This is a genomic window from Nannocystis pusilla, from assembly GCF_020073745.1.
Lineage (GTDB): Bacteria > Myxococcota_A > Polyangia > Nannocystales > Nannocystaceae > Nannocystis > Nannocystis radixulma.
On sequence record NZ_JAIRAU010000005.1, the window covers coordinates 180,658 to 202,389 of the forward strand.

18 protein-coding genes and 1 pseudogene are annotated in these 21,732 nt (G+C 69.5%); 6 read left to right on the forward strand and 13 right to left on the reverse strand.

All coding sequences use genetic code 11. The features are described from left to right. The first annotated feature begins 151 nt into the window (after positions 1 to 151). The gene (locus K7C98_RS08660) at positions 152 to 1,507 is read left to right on the forward strand and encodes a hypothetical protein (protein ID WP_224191108.1); all 1,356 of its coding nucleotides are present in this window, start codon (positions 152 to 154) and stop codon (positions 1,505 to 1,507) included. Here the strand turns inward: K7C98_RS08660 and K7C98_RS08665 are convergent. The 3 genes from K7C98_RS08665 to K7C98_RS08675 all read right to left on the reverse strand — a co-directional run bounded on the left by K7C98_RS08665 (position 1,501) and on the right by K7C98_RS08675 (position 4,119). Further along, the gene (locus K7C98_RS08665; RefSeq protein WP_224191109.1) at positions 1,501 to 2,112 is read right to left on the reverse strand and encodes a hypothetical protein; all 612 of its coding nucleotides are present in this window, start codon (positions 2,110 to 2,112) and stop codon (positions 1,501 to 1,503) included. The genes K7C98_RS08660 and K7C98_RS08665 overlap by 7 nt on opposite strands. A 1-nt stretch (position 2,113) precedes the next feature. Continuing rightward, positions 2,114 to 2,761, reverse strand: a complete 648-nt coding sequence (locus K7C98_RS08670) for a ParA family protein (protein WP_224191110.1) — start codon at positions 2,759 to 2,761, stop codon at positions 2,114 to 2,116. A gap of 782 nt (positions 2,762 to 3,543) precedes the next feature. Continuing rightward, the gene (locus K7C98_RS08675; RefSeq protein WP_224191111.1) at positions 3,544 to 4,119 is read right to left on the reverse strand and encodes a hypothetical protein; all 576 of its coding nucleotides are present in this window, start codon (positions 4,117 to 4,119) and stop codon (positions 3,544 to 3,546) included. Between K7C98_RS08675 and K7C98_RS08680 the strand changes: the two genes are divergently transcribed. Then, complete coding sequence (locus K7C98_RS08680; protein ID WP_224191112.1) at positions 4,118 to 5,002, forward strand: hypothetical protein; 885 nt, start codon at positions 4,118 to 4,120, stop codon at positions 5,000 to 5,002. The genes K7C98_RS08675 and K7C98_RS08680 overlap by 2 nt on opposite strands. Before the next feature lie 7 nt (positions 5,003 to 5,009). Here the strand turns inward: K7C98_RS08680 and K7C98_RS08685 are convergent, their stop codons facing one another. The 4 genes from K7C98_RS08685 to K7C98_RS08700 form a co-directional block, all read right to left on the reverse strand. Next, positions 5,010 to 6,347 (reverse strand): hypothetical protein, encoded by a 1,338-nt coding sequence (locus K7C98_RS08685; RefSeq protein WP_224191113.1) that lies wholly within the window; start codon positions 6,345 to 6,347, stop codon positions 5,010 to 5,012. 339 nt (positions 6,348 to 6,686) lie between these two features. After that, positions 6,687 to 7,571, reverse strand: a complete 885-nt coding sequence (locus tag K7C98_RS08690) for a hypothetical protein (protein WP_224191114.1) — start codon at positions 7,569 to 7,571, stop codon at positions 6,687 to 6,689. Positions 7,572 to 7,579: 8 nt separating this feature from the next. Continuing rightward, positions 7,580 to 9,160, reverse strand: a complete 1,581-nt coding sequence (locus K7C98_RS08695) for a serine/threonine-protein kinase (protein ID WP_224191115.1) — start codon at positions 9,158 to 9,160, stop codon at positions 7,580 to 7,582. A 19-nt stretch (positions 9,161 to 9,179) separates the two neighbouring features. Next, complete coding sequence (locus K7C98_RS08700) at positions 9,180 to 9,929, reverse strand: hypothetical protein (protein ID WP_224191116.1); 750 nt, start codon at positions 9,927 to 9,929, stop codon at positions 9,180 to 9,182. Between the two features lie 577 nt (positions 9,930 to 10,506). On the opposite strand from K7C98_RS08700, the gene K7C98_RS08705 reads away from it, so the two are divergent. The 3 genes from K7C98_RS08705 to K7C98_RS08715 all read left to right on the forward strand — a co-directional run bounded on the left by K7C98_RS08705 (position 10,507) and on the right by K7C98_RS08715 (position 12,946). Beyond that, positions 10,507 to 10,755 carry a MerR family transcriptional regulator gene (locus K7C98_RS08705; RefSeq protein WP_224191117.1) on the forward strand — a complete coding sequence of 83 codons (249 nt, stop codon included), beginning with the start codon at positions 10,507 to 10,509 and terminating at the stop codon, positions 10,753 to 10,755. Positions 10,756 to 11,003: 248 nt separating this feature from the next. Next, positions 11,004 to 11,906, forward strand: coding sequence for a hypothetical protein (locus K7C98_RS08710; protein WP_224191118.1), 903 nt, complete (start codon positions 11,004 to 11,006; stop codon positions 11,904 to 11,906). Positions 11,907 to 12,421: 515 nt separating this feature from the next. Further along, entirely contained in the window at positions 12,422 to 12,946 is a 525-nt protein-coding gene (locus K7C98_RS08715; protein WP_224191119.1) for a hemerythrin domain-containing protein, read from the forward strand. A 57-nt stretch (positions 12,947 to 13,003) separates the two neighbouring features. On the opposite strand, the gene K7C98_RS08720 is transcribed toward K7C98_RS08715, so the two are convergent. From K7C98_RS08720 to K7C98_RS08745, 6 genes and pseudogenes are all read right to left on the reverse strand, one after another. Beyond that, positions 13,004 to 14,608, reverse strand: coding sequence for a B12-binding domain-containing radical SAM protein (locus K7C98_RS08720; protein WP_224191120.1), 1,605 nt, complete (start codon positions 14,606 to 14,608; stop codon positions 13,004 to 13,006). A 239-nt stretch (positions 14,609 to 14,847) separates the two neighbouring features. Beyond that, entirely contained in the window at positions 14,848 to 15,744 is an 897-nt protein-coding gene (locus K7C98_RS08725) for a hypothetical protein (protein ID WP_224191121.1), read from the reverse strand. 390 nt (positions 15,745 to 16,134) lie between these two features. Next, positions 16,135 to 17,229 (reverse strand): AI-2E family transporter, encoded by a 1,095-nt coding sequence (locus tag K7C98_RS08730; protein ID WP_224191122.1) that lies wholly within the window; start codon positions 17,227 to 17,229, stop codon positions 16,135 to 16,137. 433 nt (positions 17,230 to 17,662) lie between these two features. Further along, complete coding sequence (locus K7C98_RS08735; protein WP_431312827.1) at positions 17,663 to 18,823, reverse strand: carbonic anhydrase; 1,161 nt, start codon at positions 18,821 to 18,823, stop codon at positions 17,663 to 17,665. Further along, positions 18,815 to 19,911, reverse strand: a pseudogene (locus tag K7C98_RS08740) (SulP family inorganic anion transporter); the annotation flags it as partial. The gene K7C98_RS08735 and the pseudogene K7C98_RS08740, both read right to left, overlap by 9 nt. A 142-nt stretch (positions 19,912 to 20,053) precedes the next feature. Then, positions 20,054 to 20,956: a bestrophin family protein gene (locus K7C98_RS08745; RefSeq protein WP_224191123.1), complete on the reverse strand. Its 903-nt coding sequence runs from the start codon at positions 20,954 to 20,956 to the stop codon at positions 20,054 to 20,056. 463 nt (positions 20,957 to 21,419) lie between these two features. Here K7C98_RS08745 and K7C98_RS08750 point away from each other — a divergent pair, with 463 nt between their 5' ends. Continuing rightward, positions 21,420 to 21,698 carry a cation transporting ATPase C-terminal domain-containing protein gene (locus tag K7C98_RS08750; protein ID WP_224191247.1) on the forward strand — a complete coding sequence of 93 codons (279 nt, stop codon included), beginning with the start codon at positions 21,420 to 21,422 and terminating at the stop codon, positions 21,696 to 21,698. Positions 21,699 to 21,732: the final 34 nt, after the last annotated feature.

A 21,732-nucleotide genomic window follows, 5' to 3' on the forward strand; every position in this document is an offset into this window, starting at 1 on the left:
CGTCTATTTTCGCTCGCTGCATTATCTACCGGTCCCAATTTGCCTGAATTCGCGCGATATATGCGCGTTCGAGCGCATGACACGACGAAGCTGGCAGGTAAAAGTTCGAGGATGCTAGAGTTCCTCGATACTTGCCGAAGAGGCGATCTCCGTGTCTCCACTCAACGCCGACGGGAGCGCATCCATCATGCTCGAGATCCAGCAGCGGCTCCGCGAGCTCTTCAGGCTCCCGGCCGAAGAAGAGCCGTTCGCATATCTGCTGCGGTGCTGGCAGGCGTTCACCTCGCAGGCAGTCTCACTCGAGTGGGAACGCCACGGGAGCGACTACTACGCGTGGTGGAAGGACTTCGGCATCAAGATTGAGTCGGGGCGCGCGCGGAGCCGCGAGATGAAGCTGCGGTTTCGATGGCCGCGTGGTGGGTCTCGCATCGTCAGCCGCGGCGAGCTCCAGGCGCTGCAGGCTCGCGCGGCGCTGCTCTGCCGGCGGGGGGGCCCGCACGGCGCGCCGGTCGTCGCCGAGGCCGAGCTCGCTCGACCCGGGCGCCCTCAGCGCCGGCTGCACCTGACGCAGTTCAAAAGGGCGAAGACCCACGAGTATGCGCTCTCGCAAACGTTCGGCGCCGGCTACGAAGCGCGTGTGCGCCCGGTCGGAGCTGACCTGGAAGGCGACCATTGTCTCTTCCTGGTCAGCCCCACGGGGTCGTTTATCCTGGTCGACTTCGGGCCCGACTACAACCTGACACCGCTCGCGAACTTCTGGCGCGCCAACCTGGCCGACGAGTTCGCGGGCGACCTGCACGACGGCGACGAGCCCTTCGCCGTTCGCATCCGCGGCGTCCCGCACCGGCTCGAGTACGTCCGGCTTCCGGGACTCGCCGGATACGTGCAGACGTCGCTCGGCGAGGTTTACCTCTGTCTTTTGGGCCATAACGACGTCGCGCTCCTCCTGGTCGGCGAGGACGGGGCCCCACGGTGCCTGTTCCGAGGGACAGCAAGCCGGGCGAACGGCCTCGAGCTTCTGCCGGACGAGGTCCCTGTCGCGCTTCTGGAGCGGCCGAGACCCTTCACGCCCGAGCACGTCGCCGACGCGGTCGGTCGGCAGCCCAAACTGGACCCAGCGATCCGCGACCACCTCGCAGCGATCGTGCGCGACGCGCGGGACGAGATCGGCACCGAGTACGCGCGGCACCTGGTCTGGGCGCTCGTGGCAGCGCACGCACGGGGCCACCGGACCGCCGTGGTCGGCACCCATACGCAGGTCTTCACCTGGGTCCTCGAGCAGGGCTACATGCGGGCGCCGCCGAAGGACCGCGCCGGCCGCGGCGCATTGCACTGGCTCGCCGCCCGTTCCCCGCTGTTCGAGCGCGCGACTGTCAAGCGGATCGCGTTCTGGAAGAACCACGTCGAGTGGTTCAGCGCTCCGAGCGCGACGTGCCTCACGCGAATCGCGGCAATTTCCGCGAAGCCCGCGGAAGAAGCCCACATTGCCGGCCGTGGCGGTCAGTGAGGGGTGGCGCCCTGCTTGGCGTTCCGCGCCTTTTTTCGGCGAAGGCGCTGCCACTCCGCACGGATCGCCGAGCACACGACGTGCGTCCGCGTGCAGTCGAACGCCGCGGCGAGCGTGTTGAGGCAGTCGTCGATCTCTTCCGGAAACCGGAAGTGATGCGAGCGTGGCCGCCGTTTTTGGGTCCCGCTCGGCGGCAACTTGTAGTTATCGGAGGCTCGCCGCGAGCGTCGTCGGCTCATGTCCCCGGGCGCCTCGCCAGGAGCGCCCGCGTTCGCCCGTGACACGCCCGCCGGCCGCGTCCCGGCCGCTCCCTGTAGAAGCTCCGACTCGATCGTCGGCTCAGGAGTCGTGGCCATGTGCGATCGTTCGGAGACCGCGGTGACAGGTCTCTTCGGGACGTCTGTCGCCGTGGTGTCGAAAACGGGCCCGACGATGGGTGACTCGCCGGCTTGTGGCGCGGCTGGGGCACGAGTCTCCTCGCGGATATTCCCGTCTTCCCTCAAGGCCAGGATGGCCGCGGGATGAGCCCCTGCGGGTTGCCTCGCGTGCGCGAAGCCCGTCATGCCGTAACGAAGGCCGTCGCTCTTGGAGGGTTTCGATGCCATGTCACAGCCTCCCCCCGAAGCCACATGACACCAGCACGTCGCTGCACATCGCCTGCATCGCGCGGTCCCCTTGGGTGTCCTTGCCGTACGGCACCTTCCAAACCGGTCGGAAGTATTCGGACGCCTTGGCGATCGCCGCCGACGAAGGGATCGGCTCGTCCCGCACTGTGGCGTGCGGGATCTGGTGCGCGGCCTCGCGAAGTCCCTCGAGCGCGCGTTTGCCGATGAGGTCGCAGCGGTTCAGCACGATCATGATCGTACCCTCTGCTCGCCGCAGCGTCGTGTAGACGTTCCCCATGTTCTCCATCGCCAGGCGCCCGTCGATCGGGACGAGCCACAGATCCGCGTCCACCTGATCGACGATCTCAACGTGCGGCGGGCAATCCGCGATCACGAGGTCGAAGTTGGTGAGGTCCTGCGGCAGCTCCATCGGGCTGTAGAGGACCTGCAGGTACTCGTTGACGCGAAAGATGTGCCCGTTCATCAGGTGCTCGTCGCCGCCGGAGAGCCAGCGGCAGATGTCGCCCTGTCGATCGAGCCCGACCACGAGGGTCTTGATCCGCCGCTCCGAGGCAAAGAGCGCGAGGTGGACAGAGCAGGTGGTCTTACCGATGCCACCCTTGTTGTTATAGACGATCACACGTTTCATGCCGTCATCCTGATGATGGATACGCCTGTCCGCCAGGATTGTGTGGCCGCTTCGCGATCGCGGACCATCACGGTGCTGCCCAAACGTCCCACGCGCGCGGCATCACGATCGTGCCCAAACGTCCCAGCGAGCGCGCGTTGGGGGCCCGCTGAACGCACTGGTGACACCGCATTTCCTTGCATGGACGCACCACCGCTGTCACCTTGCGAGGTGCAAGGCGCGTTCTGCGCCGAATCTCTGCGCGACGTGACCGATGGCCGCCACGACGTCCCCGCGGCTCGTGCAGCGAAAGCCGCGCTGAGGCGTCCCCAGGAGCCCGTCCTCCTGCCGTGCGACACCCGCCCATGCGCGCCGTGCAGGCGGGTGGCTTCGTCGCTGCGCCGCACCAACTGGCGGATCGCATCCGTCGCTGCGATGCCGCGCGCAGCCGACACCCAGCGTGCGCTCGAAACTTCCAGCCGTACGACGACGAGGCGCCCCTCACCGTGCCGTCAGGTGCGCATCGATCAGCCAGCGATCGCACGTGATTCGCAGCCAGGTGACACTGCTGTTGGTCGGCGTCGTACGGCAAGATCACGCCCGGCAGGGGGGTCAGATGACAGGCAGACGCCGCATGTAGGGCCCCTCCGACGGACTACACCGGTGGCTACTATGGAGGCCACGCGCAGGGCGGCTGAGGATCCACAGGCGTGGCGCCCCCCGTCGCCAGACCGTGGCGGTGACGTTGTCGACGCGGGGGCGCCATCACGATGGCGACGAGCGTGGCCCTCAGCAGGAACCGATCAAGCACCCCTGATACTTCGACAGCCATGCGGCGCGGGCGGGCGTCGCTCTCGACGGCCGATCGCCTGCAGGACCGCCGGACGCACCGACTCGGTCCCAATCGGCAGTTCCGCCCGCAATCCTGCGGTGATCAGCCGCAGACCGTAGCCGAAGCGCGCCTCGAGGTCGCCGTCGATCATGCCCTCGACGCAAGGAAGGCCGCGCTCGAGCCCCAGCGCAGACCGGGACCCGTGCCGTCGAGGCGCGAGGCGTAGCGCGTGCCGAGCTCGCCCCAACAGGACCTCTGTCCGCGCCATGGACCGGATCGGCGTCAGGCGCGGGACAAGGCGCGGGGTCCGGTGTACGCTTGTGCCCATGCGCCGCCTCGCGCTCGCCGTCGCCGCTGCCGCACTCGCCTGCGGCACTGAAACGCCGCCGGCGTTCTCGACGGGGCCCGGCGTGACGTCCGTGACGACGCCGGACGCGTCGACCTCGACGTCCACCAGCTCGGCCGGCTCGTCGTCGTCGACCTCGACGTCCGGCGGCGCCGAGGACAGCGGCGCCGCCAGCACCGCCGGCGTCTCGACCTTCGACATGGACCCCGCGCCAGATCTCGGCGACGTGCAGCCCGAGGGGTGCAAGGGCAAGGTCGATTTCGTGTTCGTGATCTCGGCGCTCTTCACCATGCGCCACGAACAAGATCAACTCGTGGCGAGCTTTCCCGGCTTCATGGAGACCTTAGAGTCGAAGTTCGCCGGCTTCGACAAGCACGTGATCTCCGTGAACACGGACGAGTTTTGGCGGGGCCTCGGCTGTGAAGAGCCCGAGCACTGCGGGAACGAGGGCAACTGCGGCCCGTACGCGATGGACTACGTGTGCGGCTCGTACGCCGACACCGTGTTCAAGTGCGACCGAACGCGGGGCGCCGGCCTGCTCTACAACGCCGGCGCCTACGCCACGAACCACGTGTGCGAGCTCGACGGGGGGAACCGCTACATCATCGAGGGCGAGACCGATCCGGACGCGTTCGCCTGCATCGCACAGGTGGGGACCTTCGGCGCCAATTCGCCGATCGCCGACACGCTCGTCGCGGCTGTGTCCGACGAACTCAACGGCCCGGGCGGCTGCAACGAGGGTTTTCTCCGCGACGACGCCCTGCTCGTGTTCGTCCTCATCATGGACAACGAGGACGAGCAATCGATCCTGAGCGCGAAAAAAGTTCATGACGCGGTGGTGGCCGCCAAGGGTGGCGACGAGCACGCGGTCGTCGGCTTGGTGATCATCCCGCAGCCGCTAGAGGGCGAGCCCGAGCCAGATTGCGTGTACGACGACGGCGTTTGGCAGCAACACCTACGCGAAGTCGCCCAGACCTTCGACTACCACCGCGAAGGCAACATCTGCGCCGACAGCTACGACGGGTTCTTCAGCGAGGCCGCCGATCTCGTTCACGAGGCGTGTAACGCCTTCATCCCTCAGTGAGCCGCGCTCACTGCCGCACGAGCGCCGCCCGGGCGTATTGAACACCAGCGGAGGTCAGCTCGCCGACCGAGAACACTTGATCCCACGGGTCGACCGCGACGCCGTAGACCGCGGACGCCTCCGGGCCGGACGAGACTTTGTGCTCGTACACAAGACCCTTGCGCCCGAGCACGACGCCGCGAAGCACCCCGCCGACCTTCACCACGCCCCCGGCGATCACCCCGCCATGCGCGCTCACGGCGACACCGGTCCCGTACGCGACATCAGCGGCCGCCTCGGGTACCCACCAGATCCGGGCCCCGCTGGCGTCGTAGAGCGCCAGCTCGATCCGCTGCGACGTCCCGTCGCTCGTCGAGCCGTAGCCGACGACGACCACGCCGTCCGGGTGTGCCGCGGCGCCAAGATACATCCCGTGCCGCCAGCCGCCGCTTGCCTCTTGCACGCTCACCGGGTCGAGCCGCGCGCCGGTCTCAAGATCCAGCGGCACGAGGACGCCGCGTGACTCCGTCCAAACCCCGTCGTGTTCCCCAACGCTCGCGCCTGCGACCCATGCGACGCCGTCCTTGATCACCACGTCGAACGCGAGGTCGTCGAACGTGTGTTTCAAGGCTTCATTGCCGTTCGGCGCGTGGTCCCACCCCTTCGCGCTCACGACTGCGACGCCCTCGGCGGTCATGCGCCAGACCTTGATATCCGTGTCGCCGTAGCCCGAGCCCCCGAAGCCGACGGCGATGCAGCCGCCCGCGTCGTCGCTGGCGATGCCCCGCACCGTCGCCCCCGCATCGGTCGGCATCTCGACGCCCGTCGCGTGGCCCTCTGCGTCGAGCAAGAGGATCCGCGGCCGCCACTTGTTGTCCGCCTGGCGGACGTTCATCGCGACCCAGATCTCGCCGGTCGGCGTCAGCGCGACCGCATCGACCGCGCCCTCGCGCGAGTCGAGCACGATCGTTCCCTCGGCCCAGATCTCCGCCCCATCCTCGCCTCGGCGCTTCCGGATCGACGGACGCAGCGCGCCGTCGATCAAGACGGCGCCGACCTCGATCGCGTCCCCCTCGGGGGTGGCGACGACGCGCCGCGAGGTCGAGCCGCTCGGCCCGAGCCTGCCCCACGCGAGATCGCCGGGCGCGGGCGCGGCGACCTCGAACATCACCGGCGGCCACACGTGCGCGAGCGGCCCGCGCGTAGCGGTCACTTCGAGCACGTGCGCGCCGTTGTCCACGGCGCCGAAGCAGGGCGCGACGCCGGTCCACACGCCGCCGCCCTGGTCGGTGAACGGCTCCAGCTCGGCGCCGTCGAGCGTGGCGCGTAGGAGGCTCGCCCCCTCGGTCGTCACCGTCACCGGCACCGGGCCGGCGAGGTGGACTTTCGCCGGCACGTCGACCGCGAGGATCCGCGGCGGGACGAGTTCGGCGTCGCTGGCCGTGCTGCCGGCCTCGCCCGTGCTCGTCGCGTCCGTCGTGTCCTCGGGTTCGCCGGTCGCCGGGCTCGGCTCGTCGATCGTGCTCGCGTAGCCGGTCGTCTCCGCCGCTCCCCCGTCGCTGCTCGTACCTGTCCCGGCGGTCATGTCGTTGGCCACGAAGGCGGCCCACGACGGCGCGTGATCGGCACAGGCGCCGAACACGAAGAGCATGCAGAACGACAAAGCGCGAGCGCGGTTCATGGCGACCTCCGAGCGCAAAGGGGCTCAAAACGAGTATACAAGGCCAGCGCCGCCGGCGCGCGCTCTCGCGCGTGAGCCTGCGCGGGTCGGCGCGAACAGGACTGCCGCGCTTGTAATCACGCTTACACATCCGACCGCGAGCAGGGCCGGCCATGTCGCATCAAGCCGGACATAGCGGTCGTCAGCGTCGCGTGCCGCGGCCCGCTCGGCGGCCGTGTACTCGCGGCCCTGTGTGGCGTCGACGATGGCGGCGAGCTCGGCTTCCGCCTGATCCCGCCGCACGAACGCGCCGGCCATGCCCCCGAGCAGGCCGAGCCCGATTCCGCCGAGCACGGAGGCCGCGATCACGCGGCCGCGAGGTCTCCACGGCGGCCTGTCCTTCGCGCCAGGCTCGGGCCTGCTGTCCTTCGCGCCAGGTTGCGGCGCCGGTCCTTCGGCTCGCGGCCCGGTCGTCGGCGTCGGCTCGGTCGTCGGCTCGGTCGTCGGCGTCGGCTCGGTCGCCTGCGTCGGTTCGCTCGTCGGCGTCGGCTCGGTCGCCTGCGTCGGTTCGCTCGTCGGCGCGGGACACTTCGCGCCGACCTTGCCCACGAGGGCCGCGTCGGTCGCTTCCAGCTCGACCCACGAGACCCGCTCCTTCTCGCTGGCGAAGCCCCCTCGCGCGAGCAGGCCGCTCGCCACCTCGTGAGCCTCGCACAGGTAGGCGACATCGCCCGTCGTGCGGTAAAGAGCGCGCAGGCTGTCGTGGACCCCGTAGAGCGCCTCGGGAGCGTGGACACCCGGAGCGGCGGCCCGCTCGCGGTGCAGCTTCAGCGCGAGCTCGAGCTTGCCCGCGTTGAAGGCCGCGACAGCCTCGGCCTCGGAAGGCGGTGGGGCGAGCATGGTCAACACGAGGACGAGGCGCAGCAACATGGGACCTCCTACCGAGCGAAAAAGGTGTGTTGCCGCTGCCCCTTGACGACCTGGAGATCGTAGTGATCCAGGGCCTCGCGGATGCACCGCGTCTCCGGCGAGTCCGAGGCGACACCTCGAACACTGGCCGGCTCGCCGGCGGCGATAGTCGTCAAGAGCGGTTCTGCATCGAGGCTCGCGCGCTTCAGGCAGGCCCGCGCGCGAGCCTCGGCCCGGCGCATGCGGGTCGCCCACGAGGCCGGCGTGCTCGTCGATCCCGGCAACGCGGGGGGCGACGGCTCGACGGCGGGCAGCAGCTCGGCCCGCGACGGCTCGGGCGGCGGCGGCTCGACGGCGGGCGGCGGCTCGGGCCGCGGTGGCTCGACGGCGGGAGGCGGCGGCTCGAGCCGCCGCGGCTCGACGGCGGGCGGCGACGGCTCGGGCCCCGGCGACTCCACGGCGGGCGGCGCGACGGCTAGCGACGGCTCCACGCCGGCGCTCGCGGCCGCTGGCTCGACCGGCGCCGGCGCCCGCAGCAGGGTGACGGTTGCTCCGACGCCGAGGATGAACGACGCGGCCGACGCGGCGAGGACGAGCGGCAGCGAAGGTCGGCGCGCCGGGCCAGCGAGGCGGGACCGCACGATCTCGAGTGCCCGCACCAGCTCCGCCATGCTGCGGTGACGCTCGCCCACCCGCGAGACCCCGCGCCGAAGCTCGGCCACCAGCGGCCCGAGCTCGGGCGCAAACTCCTCGGCTTGGATCTCTCGGTGCCGGTACACCTCCCGGGCATACAAGGGCCGGCCGGTGATCATCTCGTACAGGACCACGCAGACCGAGAACACGTCCGTCGCCGGCGAGACCTTGCCCTCGTTCATCCATTGCGGGCACATGTAGGCCACGTTTCCGATCCACTCGACCTGTGCGGTTCGCCAGCGCTTGCCGACCGCAGTCACGTCGCGGAGGTGGGGCTGCTCGTAGTAATCCGCTGTCAGCAGGGCCGCCCCGAAGTCGATCAGGCGCACGCGCTCGCCTTCGAGGATCACGTTGTCCGGCTTCACGTCGCGGTGGATCACGCCCGCGGCGTGGACCGCCATCAACACGCGCCCGAGGTCGATCGCCAGCGCAAGCGCTCGCGCTGGCGGGATGGTTTTCTCGCGGTTCAAGCGAGCACGGATCGTCTCGCCCGAAATGATCTGCATGGTGAAGTATGGCTCGCCGGCGGAGGTCTCTCCGATGTCGTAGATCGCCGGGACGCCGGTGTGCTCAATCGCAGCGAGGGCGCGGTATTCCCTCCGAAAACGCTCCGTGAAGCTCGCGTCCGCGTAGCTCGGCCGGATCCGCTTGATCGCCACGTTGCGACGGGCGGTGCGGTCGTACGCGAGCTGAACGACCCCCATTCCCCCGGCGCCGAGTGTGCGCAGCAGCGTGTAACGCTCGGCGAAGGGACCGAGCGGCAGCGACGCCACGACCTCCCCGTCGTCCTTGTCATCCACGTCGAGCGCAGGGCTCACGTCGAGCGGCTCGACCAGGCCGAAACGCAACTCCCGGACCGGAGGGCTGGCGTCGGCGGGATCGAGCGGGGGGAACGGGCTGTCGGCGAGGGCGGTCACGGGAAAGGTCCAGGCCCTCTCAGGGAGGCGGCGGCAGCTTGGGGTAAAGGGACTCGACGTCCTGGTGTGCTTGCCCGATCAGGGGCCGATCGCCGTCGAGGTCGTCGCGGTCGGGCCAGGTGACAAACCCCCGCTCCACTGCCCCGGCCAGCCGGTTTCGACAGCGACAGCCGTTGCCGGGGTCGATGTGTTCGCAGATTGGCGTGAGCGAGTCCCTCAAGTCCCGAAGGGCGCGCCCGCCATTGGTCTTCACCGCCTCTACGGTGCCGAACACCTCGGCGATCTGGTCGTCCGACAGACCCAGGATCCAGCGAAGGACGAAAGCCGCGCGTGGGCCCGCAGCGAGGTTCCCCAGCGTGACGGTCAAGCATTTCCGCTGTAGCTCGCGCTGGAGCACATGCAGCCGACGGACGTCGCCGCGGATCCACGGGTGCTCCATCCCGAGCTGCGTCGTCCCGTCGAAGCGGCCCAGGCCCTCGTCCAAGTCGATCGGCTTCTCACGCGGCGTCATGAACCACCGCACCACCACAGCCAGCCGTGCCGTCAGCGGCGACGTGGGTTCCAGGCGCGGGTTCTTGCCCTTGCCCAGGTGATCGCGCCGGCCCCACACGCCAGACGGCTCCGCGGTACTCTGAAGCATCGCGCGCCCCGCTTGCTGCGAGCCGGCCATCCAGGCGGCGAACAGCACCACAAGCGGGTGTTCGCTGTCTGCGGCGGCCTCGTGAGGGGTTGCGGCGGAGCCCGAGGCTTCAAGGGTCGGGGTTTCCATCGACGTCCGATGTTGCAGCGGAAGCGCGCTTCCGTCCAGCCGGCCGGCCGGCTGGGGAGCGGACGCGCACCATGGCCGGGCCAGGAGCGGCTATCTTCAGTCTATCATCGGTCCATCCTCTGTTCAACCGCTGTTTGCGTGCGCTGCCGCGATGCGCGCACCCGCCCACAGACCGAATAGTTCGCGGTTGCGCGAGGAGCAGGCCGGCACCGTGACCGAGTTTTCGAGGAGCTGGCCTCACGTCCATCACGGGGAACGGACCCGTCGCCGACCGATTCGAGCTGAACGCGGATGCTTTCGGCGTGAGCCGAGCAAGAACGTGTGGCCCCGCGAGTTGGCGCGCCTCTGGCTCGCAAAACTCCACGGACGCCGCCTGCGCCGGGGAGTGATGTCCCAAGTTTGCGGAGGCGTGCCGCGGGCGAAAATCGCAGCGCCCGCCGAGCCGCAGACAACCCCCACGCGAGCCCAAGCACGCCCGCCTGTCGCGTCATCTCACGACCGGCGGCCGCCGGCTCGATCTCCCGGCTCAAGCCGGAACCCTTGCGGCAGCGTCGACGCGTCCGGTACCGTCCGCCCGGTGTCCTTCCCGCTCACAACCGAGGAATTGGCGAAAATGGCCAACCTCACCGTGCCCACCATTCGGGAATGGCGAAAGCTCGGGCTGTTCGTCGGGATCAAGACGACGAAGAAGGGCGGAAGCGGTGGGGTGCGGATCTTGTGGGCGGCCTCGGCTGCGGACAGGGTGGCGGAGATCGTGAAACTCAAGGGCGAGGGTTGGGGTACCGACGCACTGCGCGAGAAGTTCGCGGCAGAGGCGCAGGTGTGACAGAACGGGCTCATCGAGGTCGAGGAGGTAGAGCGCCAGCGCCAGAACTACGAGCGGCGTCTCCGCACGTGAGGCGTCAGCCTCGCAAGAGCCGGCCGCGTCTTTCATGGCCGCAATCGACGCCAGCCCGTGGCTCCGCCGCGACACCCAGCAAGCCCGAGCTCGGACTGGCTCTGCAGCGATGAGCGGTCAGCCGCGCTCGCGCAGCTGGCCCGCCGGTCAGTGGCCCACACGGCTTCGCCAGGCGAGTGGTTGAGGTCGGGCGCCGGGACATCCGAGCGGCCGCCCATGATCTCAGCGAAGCGATCGCGGGCGGGGCCCTGGACAGCCTCACCGAGGAAGAGCGGGTGCGTCGTATCGGCGAGGCCAGCAATACCTACGTGCAGGCGATTTCGGCCGCGGTCGGGCGGGCGCTCGGCGAGGACCTCTCGCCGGCGGTCATGAAGAGCGCCGAACGCGTCGTCTCGGCCGCCGTGGCCGGAGCGCTAGATCCGGAGAACCAGCGGCTCACGCGGCGATTCATCGACGACCTGACGCGGAGCACCATCGCCGGTTTCACGCGGTCAACCGCGCAGGGTCTGCGAGACGACCTCGGGCCAGCGCTCGGCGAGGTCGTCGCCAAGGACCTCGGCCCGGCGGTACAGCGAGTGGTCGAGGATAACCTCGGCCCCGCCATGCGAAAGGTGATTGAGCAGGACCTGCGGCCCGCAATGCTGGCAGCGACGGCTGGGGAGCACGGGGGCGCATCCGGCCTGTTCGCCCGCGTCCTCGCCAAGCAACTCGTGCTCGGGGTCAACGACGGCATGAGCGAGCTCGGCATGTCCCTCAGCCCGAATAAGCAGGACGGCCTCGGGCTCCTGGGGTGGCTGGCGCTCGGCCTCGGCGTTCTGCTGCTGATCGTGAGCGGCCTGCTCGTCCGCATGTTCTACGTCCGCCGGTCCCTCGCGCAGGAGCGCGCACGCAGCGAGGAGCTGCTGCTCAGCGTTCTGCGCGCGATCCAGTCCCCCACCGAGGATCCGAATGTGCTGCCGGACCTCGACACGGTGCTCTCACGCGCCCGCCAGTATATCGAGGAGCGCGACCGCAATGCTTCCTATCTGGCAACCCTGGTGGCTCGCGCACAAGTCCCGTTCCGCAAACCCGGCGCGTGATGCCCAACGGAGCGATGTCGATCGGCTGGTGGCGAGCGTGGAGCCTCAGGTGCGTCCTCGATGGGCGCGTCGTCGGCGAGGAGCATGCCGAGGAGCTGCATCGACAGCCGCCCCATCGCCCCTCGGCGACCTCCGCGACCTCTTCTGCCTGCTGCCGTCCTCGCACTCTGCGCCCCACCCTCGACAACGGCCGTGGAGCTATCAATCTTCGGGGCGCCCCCCGCGCACAGTCCCAGCGACCGCGACAGGTCGCCTCAATTATCGAGATCGGTTGTCCCGCAGACTCTACCGAATCACGCCGTCGTGGTGAAGTCGCCGGCGCGCGAGCGGCGGCTAGCGACCGGCCTCTTGCGGCGCCGCAGTCGCGCTTGCCGGAGCGATGCGACTGCGCCCATGCTCGTAGTCCCATGCGAAGTTTGCCCTCCTTCGCACCAGGGGGCCGTGGCAGCCGCGAGAACGCACCGCGGACCGGGTGCGCCCTGGGTTCGTGATGGGGCGGCCGAGCCGGGTGCCTCGTGGCCCGACGGCGCACTGAACTGGAGGCTCCTGTCATGGTATCGATCTTTGAACACCTGCTCGCGGATCATCGGCGGATCCGACAGACACTGGTCCAGCTCCGCGCCGTGATGCTCGACGGCGATCCACAGGAGCACCTGCACCGGCTCCTGCGCCAGTACACCGCCCACGCGCGGGCCGAGGAGCAAGTCTTCTACAGCTACCTGATCCACGCGAAGGGCTTGCAACAGCGGGCTCTCCGGGGGATCGAGGATCACCTGCGTCTCGAGTCGCTGCTGCGGGAGATCGAGCCGATCGCGCGCGACGATCCGCGCTGGAACACCATCCTGGTCTCGCTGTGCGAGGCGCTCGAGCAGCATCTGCGCGACGAGGAGCGGAACATGTTCTCGCTCGCGCGCAGCGCCCTCAGCGACCGCGAGGCCGCGGAGCTCGGCGCCCGCTTCGTCGCCGAACGGGCCCGTCTGCGCCGCGACCTCGGGGCCCTGGGCGGGCCCGCCGCTCGCGCGGCGGCAGCGGGACGTTGAGCGCAGCGCTCGGGCCGATCGCGGCGCTGGCGTGCGCCCGGCGCAGGACGACCTCGCTCACCATGCGCCCGCGTCCGCCGTGGTCCGCGAAAGTCGCGCCCTCGCGCGGCCGGCGTCCGGCCGCGACTGACGGACCTCGGCGAGGGCACGCTCGATCCGCGGCAGCAGGTCCGCCTCGGTGTAGCGAATCAGGTGCTCGCCCTGGATCGCCTTGACGATCGCCCACGGCACGAATCGCGGCGATCGCCGGAGGGCCTCGGCGACGAGCGACCAGAACATCTGGCGGCGTGGGCTGGCGACGCCCAGAGTCGTGAGCGCGCGGGCGAGGATCGGGATCCAGTTGCGCTGGTGGTAGAGGACCGCCGGCTCCGGCAGCATCGCCAGCGCCGCCCGGCAGCGGCGCAGGTAGCCGTCGACCGAGTAGAGCTCGCGCAGGAGGTCGGCGTAGCCGGCGAGGAGCGCCTCCTCGTCCATCACCGGCACGAAGTTCGGGCGGGTCATCTGATCGCCGCCGGACTCGTGTCGCAGACGGCCCTCGGCCTCGAGGCGTCGCCACAGTTGGGTGTCGGGCAGCGCGGTGAGCAGGCCGACCATCGCCAGCGGGATCGGTGCGTCGGCCAGGAACTGCCGCTGCACCTCGAAGGCCGACGCATCGTCGCTGTCGAACCCGACGATGAAGCCGCCCATGACCTCGAGGCCGGCGCGGGTGAGCGCCTCGACCGCGGCGACCAGATCGACGCGGAGGTTCTGGGTCTTCTGCGTCTCGGTCAGCGCCTCGGCCGACGGCGTCTCGATGCCGAGGAACACCGAGGTGAAGCCGGCCGCGATCATCGCGCTGACCAGGGCAGCATCGCGGGCGAGGTTCAGGCTCGCCTCCGTGTACAGCTCGAACGGGTGGCCGTGGGTCTCCTGCCACGCGCGCAGCTCGGGGAGGAGCTGGCGGACCCGTTTGATGTTGCCGATGAAGTTGTCGTCGACCACGAACACCGCCCCGGTCCAGCCGAGCTTGCGCAGCGTCTCGAGCTCGGCCACGAGCTGGGCGGGCGTCTTCGTCCGCGGCACCCGGCCGAAGATCTCGATGATATCGCAGAACTCGCAGCGGAACGGGCACCCGCGCGAGTACTGCACGCACATCCCGGAGTAGGCCGAAAGCTCGAGGAGGTCGAATCGCGGCACCGGCGACGACGTGACGGACGGACGCGCGTCCTTGCGGAGGGGCACCAGGATCTGCCTCGCCCCGTCGACCGGCCGCCGCGCTGCCCGGGGTGCGATCAGGGCCATCAGTTCGGCCTCGCGGTCCTCAACCTCGCCGCCGAACACGACGTCGGCCTCGGCGAACTCGCCCGGGGACGTGCTCGCTGCCGGACCGCCGACCACAGTGCGACGACCCAGGGCGCGAGCCCGCCCCACCACCGCGCGCATCGACGGCGCCTGGATCAGCATGCCACCAACCAGCACGGCATCCGCCCACATCAGCGCCTCGTCGTCCAGCCGCTCGACGTTCATGTCGACGAGCCGGAGCTCCCACTCCGCCGGCAGATGGCTCGCTACCGTGACGAGCCCGAGCGGCGGCAGCGACGCGCGCTTGCCCACGATGCGGAGGCTGTACTGGAAGCCCCAGTAGGTCCGGGGGAACTCTGCGTAGACGAGGAGGATGCGCATGCTGGCTCCTTGAACGAGAATTCGGAGCGACAAGCCCGGCAGGTGGTCGGCGAATTGGTCAGAACTGGACGGCCAATCCGCCGGGCATGAACCGCAAGCGCGCTACTTCGCGCTCCTTCTTGTGGCGGACGATCAGCGTGATGCATGAGCGAAACAGCATAATGCGCTCTCAGTTGAATGCCGTGTGGTCTTGCGGGGGGATGGGTCTGCCGGGTCGAGCCGCGCGATTCAGGCGAGACTCAGCGCATTGAGCTGCGATAGGACGAAGTGGCCGCCAGCGCTGCGCGCTTCGAGTTGTGTCGGGCGCCCAGCACGACGCCTGCGACTGCCGCCGCCAAGCCGAGCAGCATCGCCAGAGTCAAGCCGAGCAGCCCCTTACCGACGGCGTCGGCAGCCTCGAGCGCCTTCTGGCCTGCGGCTTCGACCCATTCATCGTAACGCTGCTGGATCGACCCCGCAATGTCGGCCGCCTCGGCGGGCGACAGCGCAGTACTCCGCGCCAGCGCGTCGACGACGATCTGGCGATCCATCCGCCCCGCTTGGATCGATGACCGCAGGGCCTCTCGCGTGGCCGTCATCAGTTGTTCGCTCGTGATCGGCGGCATGCCGTCGGCTTTCAGGCGCTGATTCACCGGAGCCAGCAGTTCGTCGGGCGCCAGCCCGAGGACCTCCGGGGTGATCTCGTTCGCCGCCCCGACCGCCCCCATCGCGCCGCTCGCAGTCGCCGATGCCACGGTCGCACCCGCTACGAACGCACCGCCGACGATCGAGCTCAGCATCGTCCACAGGAGACTGATCGACGCGACGGTCGTCAGCGTCCAAATGATGGCACCATGGATGGCGCCGGTCATGCGGTCCAGCGGCCCGGAGAGCCGGCCCGTCGCCAAGCCGCCGACCAACAGGGCGATGATCGGAGCGATCAACGTCCAGATGCCGGCCCCGATCCCGACTCCCCGTAGGGTGCCCATATCCTCGGGGTTGATGGCGATGAGTCCGACGGACATCCCCAGCACGTGAAGAAGGAGCCACATACCCGCCGCCACGAACGTACCGGCAAATATGGCCCCCCAGCGCATTACAGGCGCCACAGGCGCCGGATGCGGCCCCACGGTCGAGATTGCATCGTCGTGGCTCATACGCGAGTCACTAACACGTGAGCACGTAGATGCAAGAACGATGGCAGCAGCGCCGACAGCGCGATTGACTGTGCCAGAGGCTCACCCGACTCATGCGGGCGACTCTCGCCCCGCTCGCCCGCCTGGGAGCGTTGCGATCGCCCGGCGTGCGGGCACGCCGACACGTTCTGCCGGCCGCGCTGCGGACTTCCGGTGTGTCACGCCATCGATGAATCGCCGCGTGAGCAGATGGTTCTCCGGCGCAGCGCGCCGATCATGGCAGCGGCGGCGATGCCTTCGATGCTCTTTGTGACGGCAGGCGAGATGTCCTCGCCGAACGCCCGCCCGACCTGGATGTCTGCTCCTGCGGCAGGCGGCGCAGGCGCTCTTTGGTCAGCGGCTCCGGGGCCATCAAGGATGGTCGGCCGGACGGCTGAACTCGGCGGATGAAGCCGGGGCATCTCCGGGGTGACGAAAGGCTTCAAAGAGCGAGAGGGCGATTGCCAGCACCACCGGCCCGAGCACGAGGCCGATGAGCCCGAAGAGCTGCAAGCCGCCCAGCACCGCGAAGAAAATGAAGAGTTCGTGCAGCTTGGCCCGCTTGCCGACGAGCCGAGGTCGCAAGAAGTTGTCGACCAGGCTGATGACGAAAATGCCCCAAAGGGCGAGCAGGACGGCCTTGATCCAGGCGCCGGACACGGCGAGGTAGATCGCCGCCGGGATCCAGACCACGAACGCGCCGGCTATCGGGATGAGCGACAAGAAGATCATGGCCACGCCCCAGATGATGGCCGAGGGCACGCCCAGCACAGCGAAAGCCACGCCGCCGAGGACGCCCTGAAGGGTCGCTATGACGAGCACGCCGTTGACGCTAGCTCCGACGACTTCGCCGATCCGCCTCAGGATCGCGCGACTCTGGCGGTCGTGCAGCGGGATCGCGCTCGCCAATGCGTCGCGCACCATCCTCCCGTCGCGAAACAGATAGAACATGACGAACACGACGAACAAGGCCCGAACGAACAGGCCGAGCACGTTGCCGAGGACGCCGAGCGTCCTGTTGGCGAGCTCCAAGCCGAGATTTCGCAGCTGTTCGCTGATCTGCTGACGGATCTGCTCGAGGTCGACGTGCCGTCCCAACCACCGCATTGCAGGCCCGGTGAGCTCGGACTCGGGGTCGAGGAGCTGGCCGAACACCGTCTGCAACATCCCGACCGCGGGCATGATCTCGCGGACGATCGCCCAGATCACGAGACTTATCGGCACGCCGATCGCCACGACCACGAACAGGGTCATCAACGCCGCGCTCAGGTTGGGCCGCTTCGTGCGCGCGAGGATTCGCCGGTGCACAGGATCGAAGGTGAGGATCAAGACGCCGGCCCACAGGAGCACGTCGACGAAGGGCTTGAGCATCAACCAACAGAGATAGAGCGCGCCCACCACCGTCGCCAGCAAGATAAGCCAGCGAGCCTGCTCGCGGCGGTCCAGGTTCGTTTCTGCTTCATTCATCGGCACCCGTCGCCTCCTCGGCCTCAAGGGCTCGGATCGGTCGCGGCGGCTGTCGCAGGCCGTGACGGCCGCTCAGCGACCTCGACGCCCGAAGCTGGCGGCGCTGCCGGAGCGGAAGTGGTGAGCGCGAGCGTGGTTGTGATGAGCGCGGCATGATTCTCCACCTCAAGCCCGTTTGGCGGCGCAAGCTCAATCTGGCAAGATCGGTTGGCGAAGCTGGCGCGCCGGGGCTCGGGGGCCCTGGGTACGCTGTGCTGCACGGATCGCCCGAGCTCGCTGGCGAGGCGCCGCGGCGACCGCCGGCGCTCCCGCCGCTGGCGCACGACCTCTCACCGGTCCGGCACGTTTCGCTCCGCCGGGACTGATCTTTTTCGGCGAGTCCGCCTCCCATAACTCGATGACCTCCGCACCCGCGGTCGCGTGAAGCGTCGGCTCAGCACCGATGGGCAGACGCAGACGAGCGAATAGGCGAGACGAGCGGCACGAACTGCTCCGCGACGTCGTCCCACGCGGACAGCGCGCCCGCCCCGATGTCGTAGTACCAGCCGTGCAGCCGCAGCTGCCCGGCGACGAGTCGCTCGCGCACGATAGGGTACGTCCGGAGATGCTCGAGCTGGAGCACGACGTTGGCCATCGCGGCATCGCCCGGCGTCGCGTCGTCGGGCAGCCGGGCGAGCAGTGCCGCGGCCGGGCGGAGCCATTCCGCGACCGACGGCATACCCACCGCAGGATCCCGCGCGAGCAGTGCCGTCATCGCGCCGCACCCCGAGTGCCCGCACACGACGATCTCGGTGATGTGAAGGCGCGTCAGCGCGTACTCCACGGCGGCGCCCTCGGCGGGCATCGCGGCGCCGCCGGACGGCGGCACGATGTTGCCGAGGTTGCGGACTTGGAGCAGTTCGCCCGGGTCCGTCGAGGTGAGCAGCGTCGGGACGACCCGGCTGTCGGCGCAACTGACGAACAGGGTGTGTGGGTCCTGCGCCTTTGCGAGCCGCTCGACGAGCAGGCGGCGCCGGCCGGCGCTCTGCTGGAAGCGGCGCACGCCGGCGATCAGCCGCTCGATCGGTCGAGTCACCCGGCCCGGGTTGAGCAGCCGCAACACGTCGATCTCGGTGGCGGCGATGCGTGCGGCGACGCGACCGCTCGGGTCGGCCGCGACGAGCTGCGCGACGTGCGGCTCCGCCACGCCCACGAGCGCGATCGGCGTCCCGCGCGCCTCGATGTCCGCAAACAACCGCGCGAGCAGCTCCGCGCCCGCTACGTCCAGCGCCGTCACCTGGCGCAGCTCGAAGATCATGGCCTCGCCGGCGGGAAGCAGCTCGATCTTGGCCCGGAGCGCCTTGACGTACAAGGACGACATGCGCGTGAGCGATCCGCGGAGTATCACGCGAGTCGTATCGGGGTGATCGGCGGGTTCGAGCTCCGCCTTGACCTGACTGATTCGGAACGCCGCGATCGCGAGCGCCGCCACGAGGCCCGTCTGGACGCCGAACAGCAGGCCGCCGAGCACGATCGCCGCGAAGGCGATGGCATAGATCGCGGCTTCGGTCCGTGATGTCCGCAGCAGTCCGACGAACTCGCGCGGGTTCAGCATCCGCAGCGCGACGGCGAGGAGCACCCCCGCGAGCGCGGCGAGAGGGATCCTGCCGATCGCCGGCGCGAGCGCAAGGACCGTCGCGAGCAGGGCGACGGAATGCACGACGGACGCCCGACGAGTCCTGGCTCCGGCCTGGACGTTGAGCTCTGTGCGATGATTCCGCTGATCGGGAGTCCGCCGAGGAACGCGGCGGCGAGGTTGCCGAGTCCCTGGCCGATGAGCTCCTGGTCGGGGTCGTGATGTGTGCCGGGGACCAGCTTGTCGGCCGCTGCTGACGAGAAGAGCGTCTCGATCGACGCCAGGGCGTAGATCACCAGCGACGCGGTGAGCAGCGACAACAGGCCCTCGACCGGGAACGCGGGCGATTGTGGCGCGAGGAGCGACGGAGGGAGCGCGTCGATCGTCGGCGCATCGAGGCGCATGCTCGTGGCGAGCAGCGTCGGGATCACGACGGCGACGAGCGCTGCGGGCACCCGCGGCAGCCACCAGGGCAGGAGGACGCTGAGCGCCGCGGCCGTCGTGCTCAGCACGATTGCCGACACCTCCGTGTCGCCGACGTGCCGGCCGATGTGGCGCACGACGTCGACGACATGCGAATCGTCGGGCGGTGGCAGGCCGAGCGCCCGCGGCAATTGCCCGATCAAAATGATCGCGCCAACGCTCGCGGTGAATCCCGCGACGACGGGAATGGGTACGAACCAGACGAGGTGTCCGAGTCGGAACACCCCGGTGACGAGTTGCAGGACGCCGCAGGCGAACACGGCGGCCATCACTCCGCCGACCCCGTGCGTCTCGGCGATCGCGGCGGTCAGCACGGCCGTCACCACGGCCGGACCGCTGACGGAGAGGCGCGTGCCGCCGAACAGGGCACAGATGACGCCTGCGACGATCGCGGTGACGAGCCCGGCGTGGGGCGTGACGCCGGATGCGAGCGCGATTGCGAGGGACAGTGGCGCCGCAGCGCATGCGACGGTCACGCCGGCGACCAGGTCGGCGCGGAGGTGCTCCCGCGAAAACAACGGCGGCCACTCGTGCCGCAGCAGGCTGCGCAGCCCCAGGTCCCAGCGGGGACGCAGCCATTTCATCGCGGGCTCCTCCGGGTGCCGTGACGGCGGAGTGCCTCGTGCAGGCAGCGGCTTCGCGGGGCTTCGGCTCGACGCGTCCTGTGCCGGGCCGAGCTCGTCGCTCGCGCATGGCGGTCGCTCGGCTTCCGTTCGCCCGCGGGAATCATGCTTCGGGGCATTCGTCGTCCGCGAGCAGCGTCATCAAATCGGCTTCGATCGTGCCGCAGATCGCTCGCAGGGGCAAGTGGCTCGCGCGTCCGGTGTCGAAGGGGTTCTCGAGCTCGTGTCCGATCTGGTCGATGGCGAACAGGAGATACGCGACCAGCATCGTGAGCAGCGGCCTCATCCAAAGTTGGGAGATCTCGAGCGCGAGCGGCAAGGCGAGCAAATAGAGGAGGATGAACCTGCGGAGCTTGATGCTGTGAACGCGCGGGAGCGCGGTCCGCAGGATCCGCTCGCAGCTGCCGACGTGGTCGATGAGCGCCGCACGCTCGCGGTCGATCGCAAGCATGGCGAAGCCGTCGAGGCCGCCCTGCTCTCGAGCCTGGCGCAGCTGCCGGGCGAGCCGGCCGGCGACGCGGATCGGCTTGTGTTCGGCGGCGAGCAGCTCGCGGACGGCCCGGGGATCGCCCAATAGCCGCTCGAGCGCCTCTACGTCGCGCTCGCCCGTGAGGTTCTGACGGGCAGCGTGACAGAAGGACGCGGTCCACCGGATGAACTGATGGCGCCAGACGCGATCCTTGGGTCCGTATGCCAACGCGCCGATCGCGAGGTTGCGCGACTGGTTGACGATCCCGCCCCACAGCTTCCGCGCCTCCCACCAGCGGTCGTATCCGGTGCCGGTACGCAGCGTGAGGAGCAGCGCGAGAAATCCGCCGGTGTAGCCGAGATGAATCGGGTCGGCTCCCGCCCAGTGGTACCGTCGGTGGACGAGCGCGACGAGGAACGCGTACGCGCCGAACAGCGCGATCCTCGGCAAGATCTTCACCGTGATCGCTCCCCGCCAGGCGAGCGCGTCCTGCCAGAACGCGAGACTCTTTGTCGGATTGGGCTGGGCCTTCTGCACGAGGAGTAACTCCCCCGGCGAGCGCGGGGAACGGTCGACGACCGCGTCTGCGACTCCAAGTGTGACCAAGCAATCCGATGCGTCCAGCGCCGAGGCACGGAGCGATGCATCCGTTCGTCGCTCCGCCCCGACGTGCAGCACGAGCGAGCAGCGGTCCCGCATCCGCCGCTCGGGCCTTCTCCAGACCTGGACGCAGAGCCCGCCGAGGCCCGCGCGAGCACCTCATGATCCGGGGATCTGCGGCGTGCATGGGAGCCTATCGGCGCAGCAAACGCCGTGGAGCTGGCCGCGCAGCCTGACGGCACGACCGTGTCGCCGTGCCGCGCGGACCCTCGCGCCCATGCAGGGATCGGCCTGCTCTTGCTCTTCGGCGCGTTCGTCGGCTCCCACGAACTCACCGTGCCGCTGGGCCCGTTCGTGGCTGGGTTCGGCCGCCCCACGACGCACGGTCCACGGCCGCGGGTTGGCCCGCCTCGACGGGGGCGGCTGGCAGCGCATCGTCGCCGAGGCCGGCGTGTTCGCCCGGGTCTCACCGCAGCACAAGCTGCGCATCGTCGAGGCCCTGCAGGCCCGCGGCGAGGTCGTGGCGGTGGCCGCCGTCGTCACCTGCGTGGCTCTGCAACTCGCCGCGGTCTACTGGCGGCCGCTGCAAGTCGTCTTGCACACCGTCCCGCTCCGGGGCGTCGACTGGGCGCTGGTGCTCGGCTGGCCCCGGTGGCGACGGTGGAACTCGTCAAGCTGACCGCGCGAGGAGCCGCTCGTCGAGCGCAGGTCGG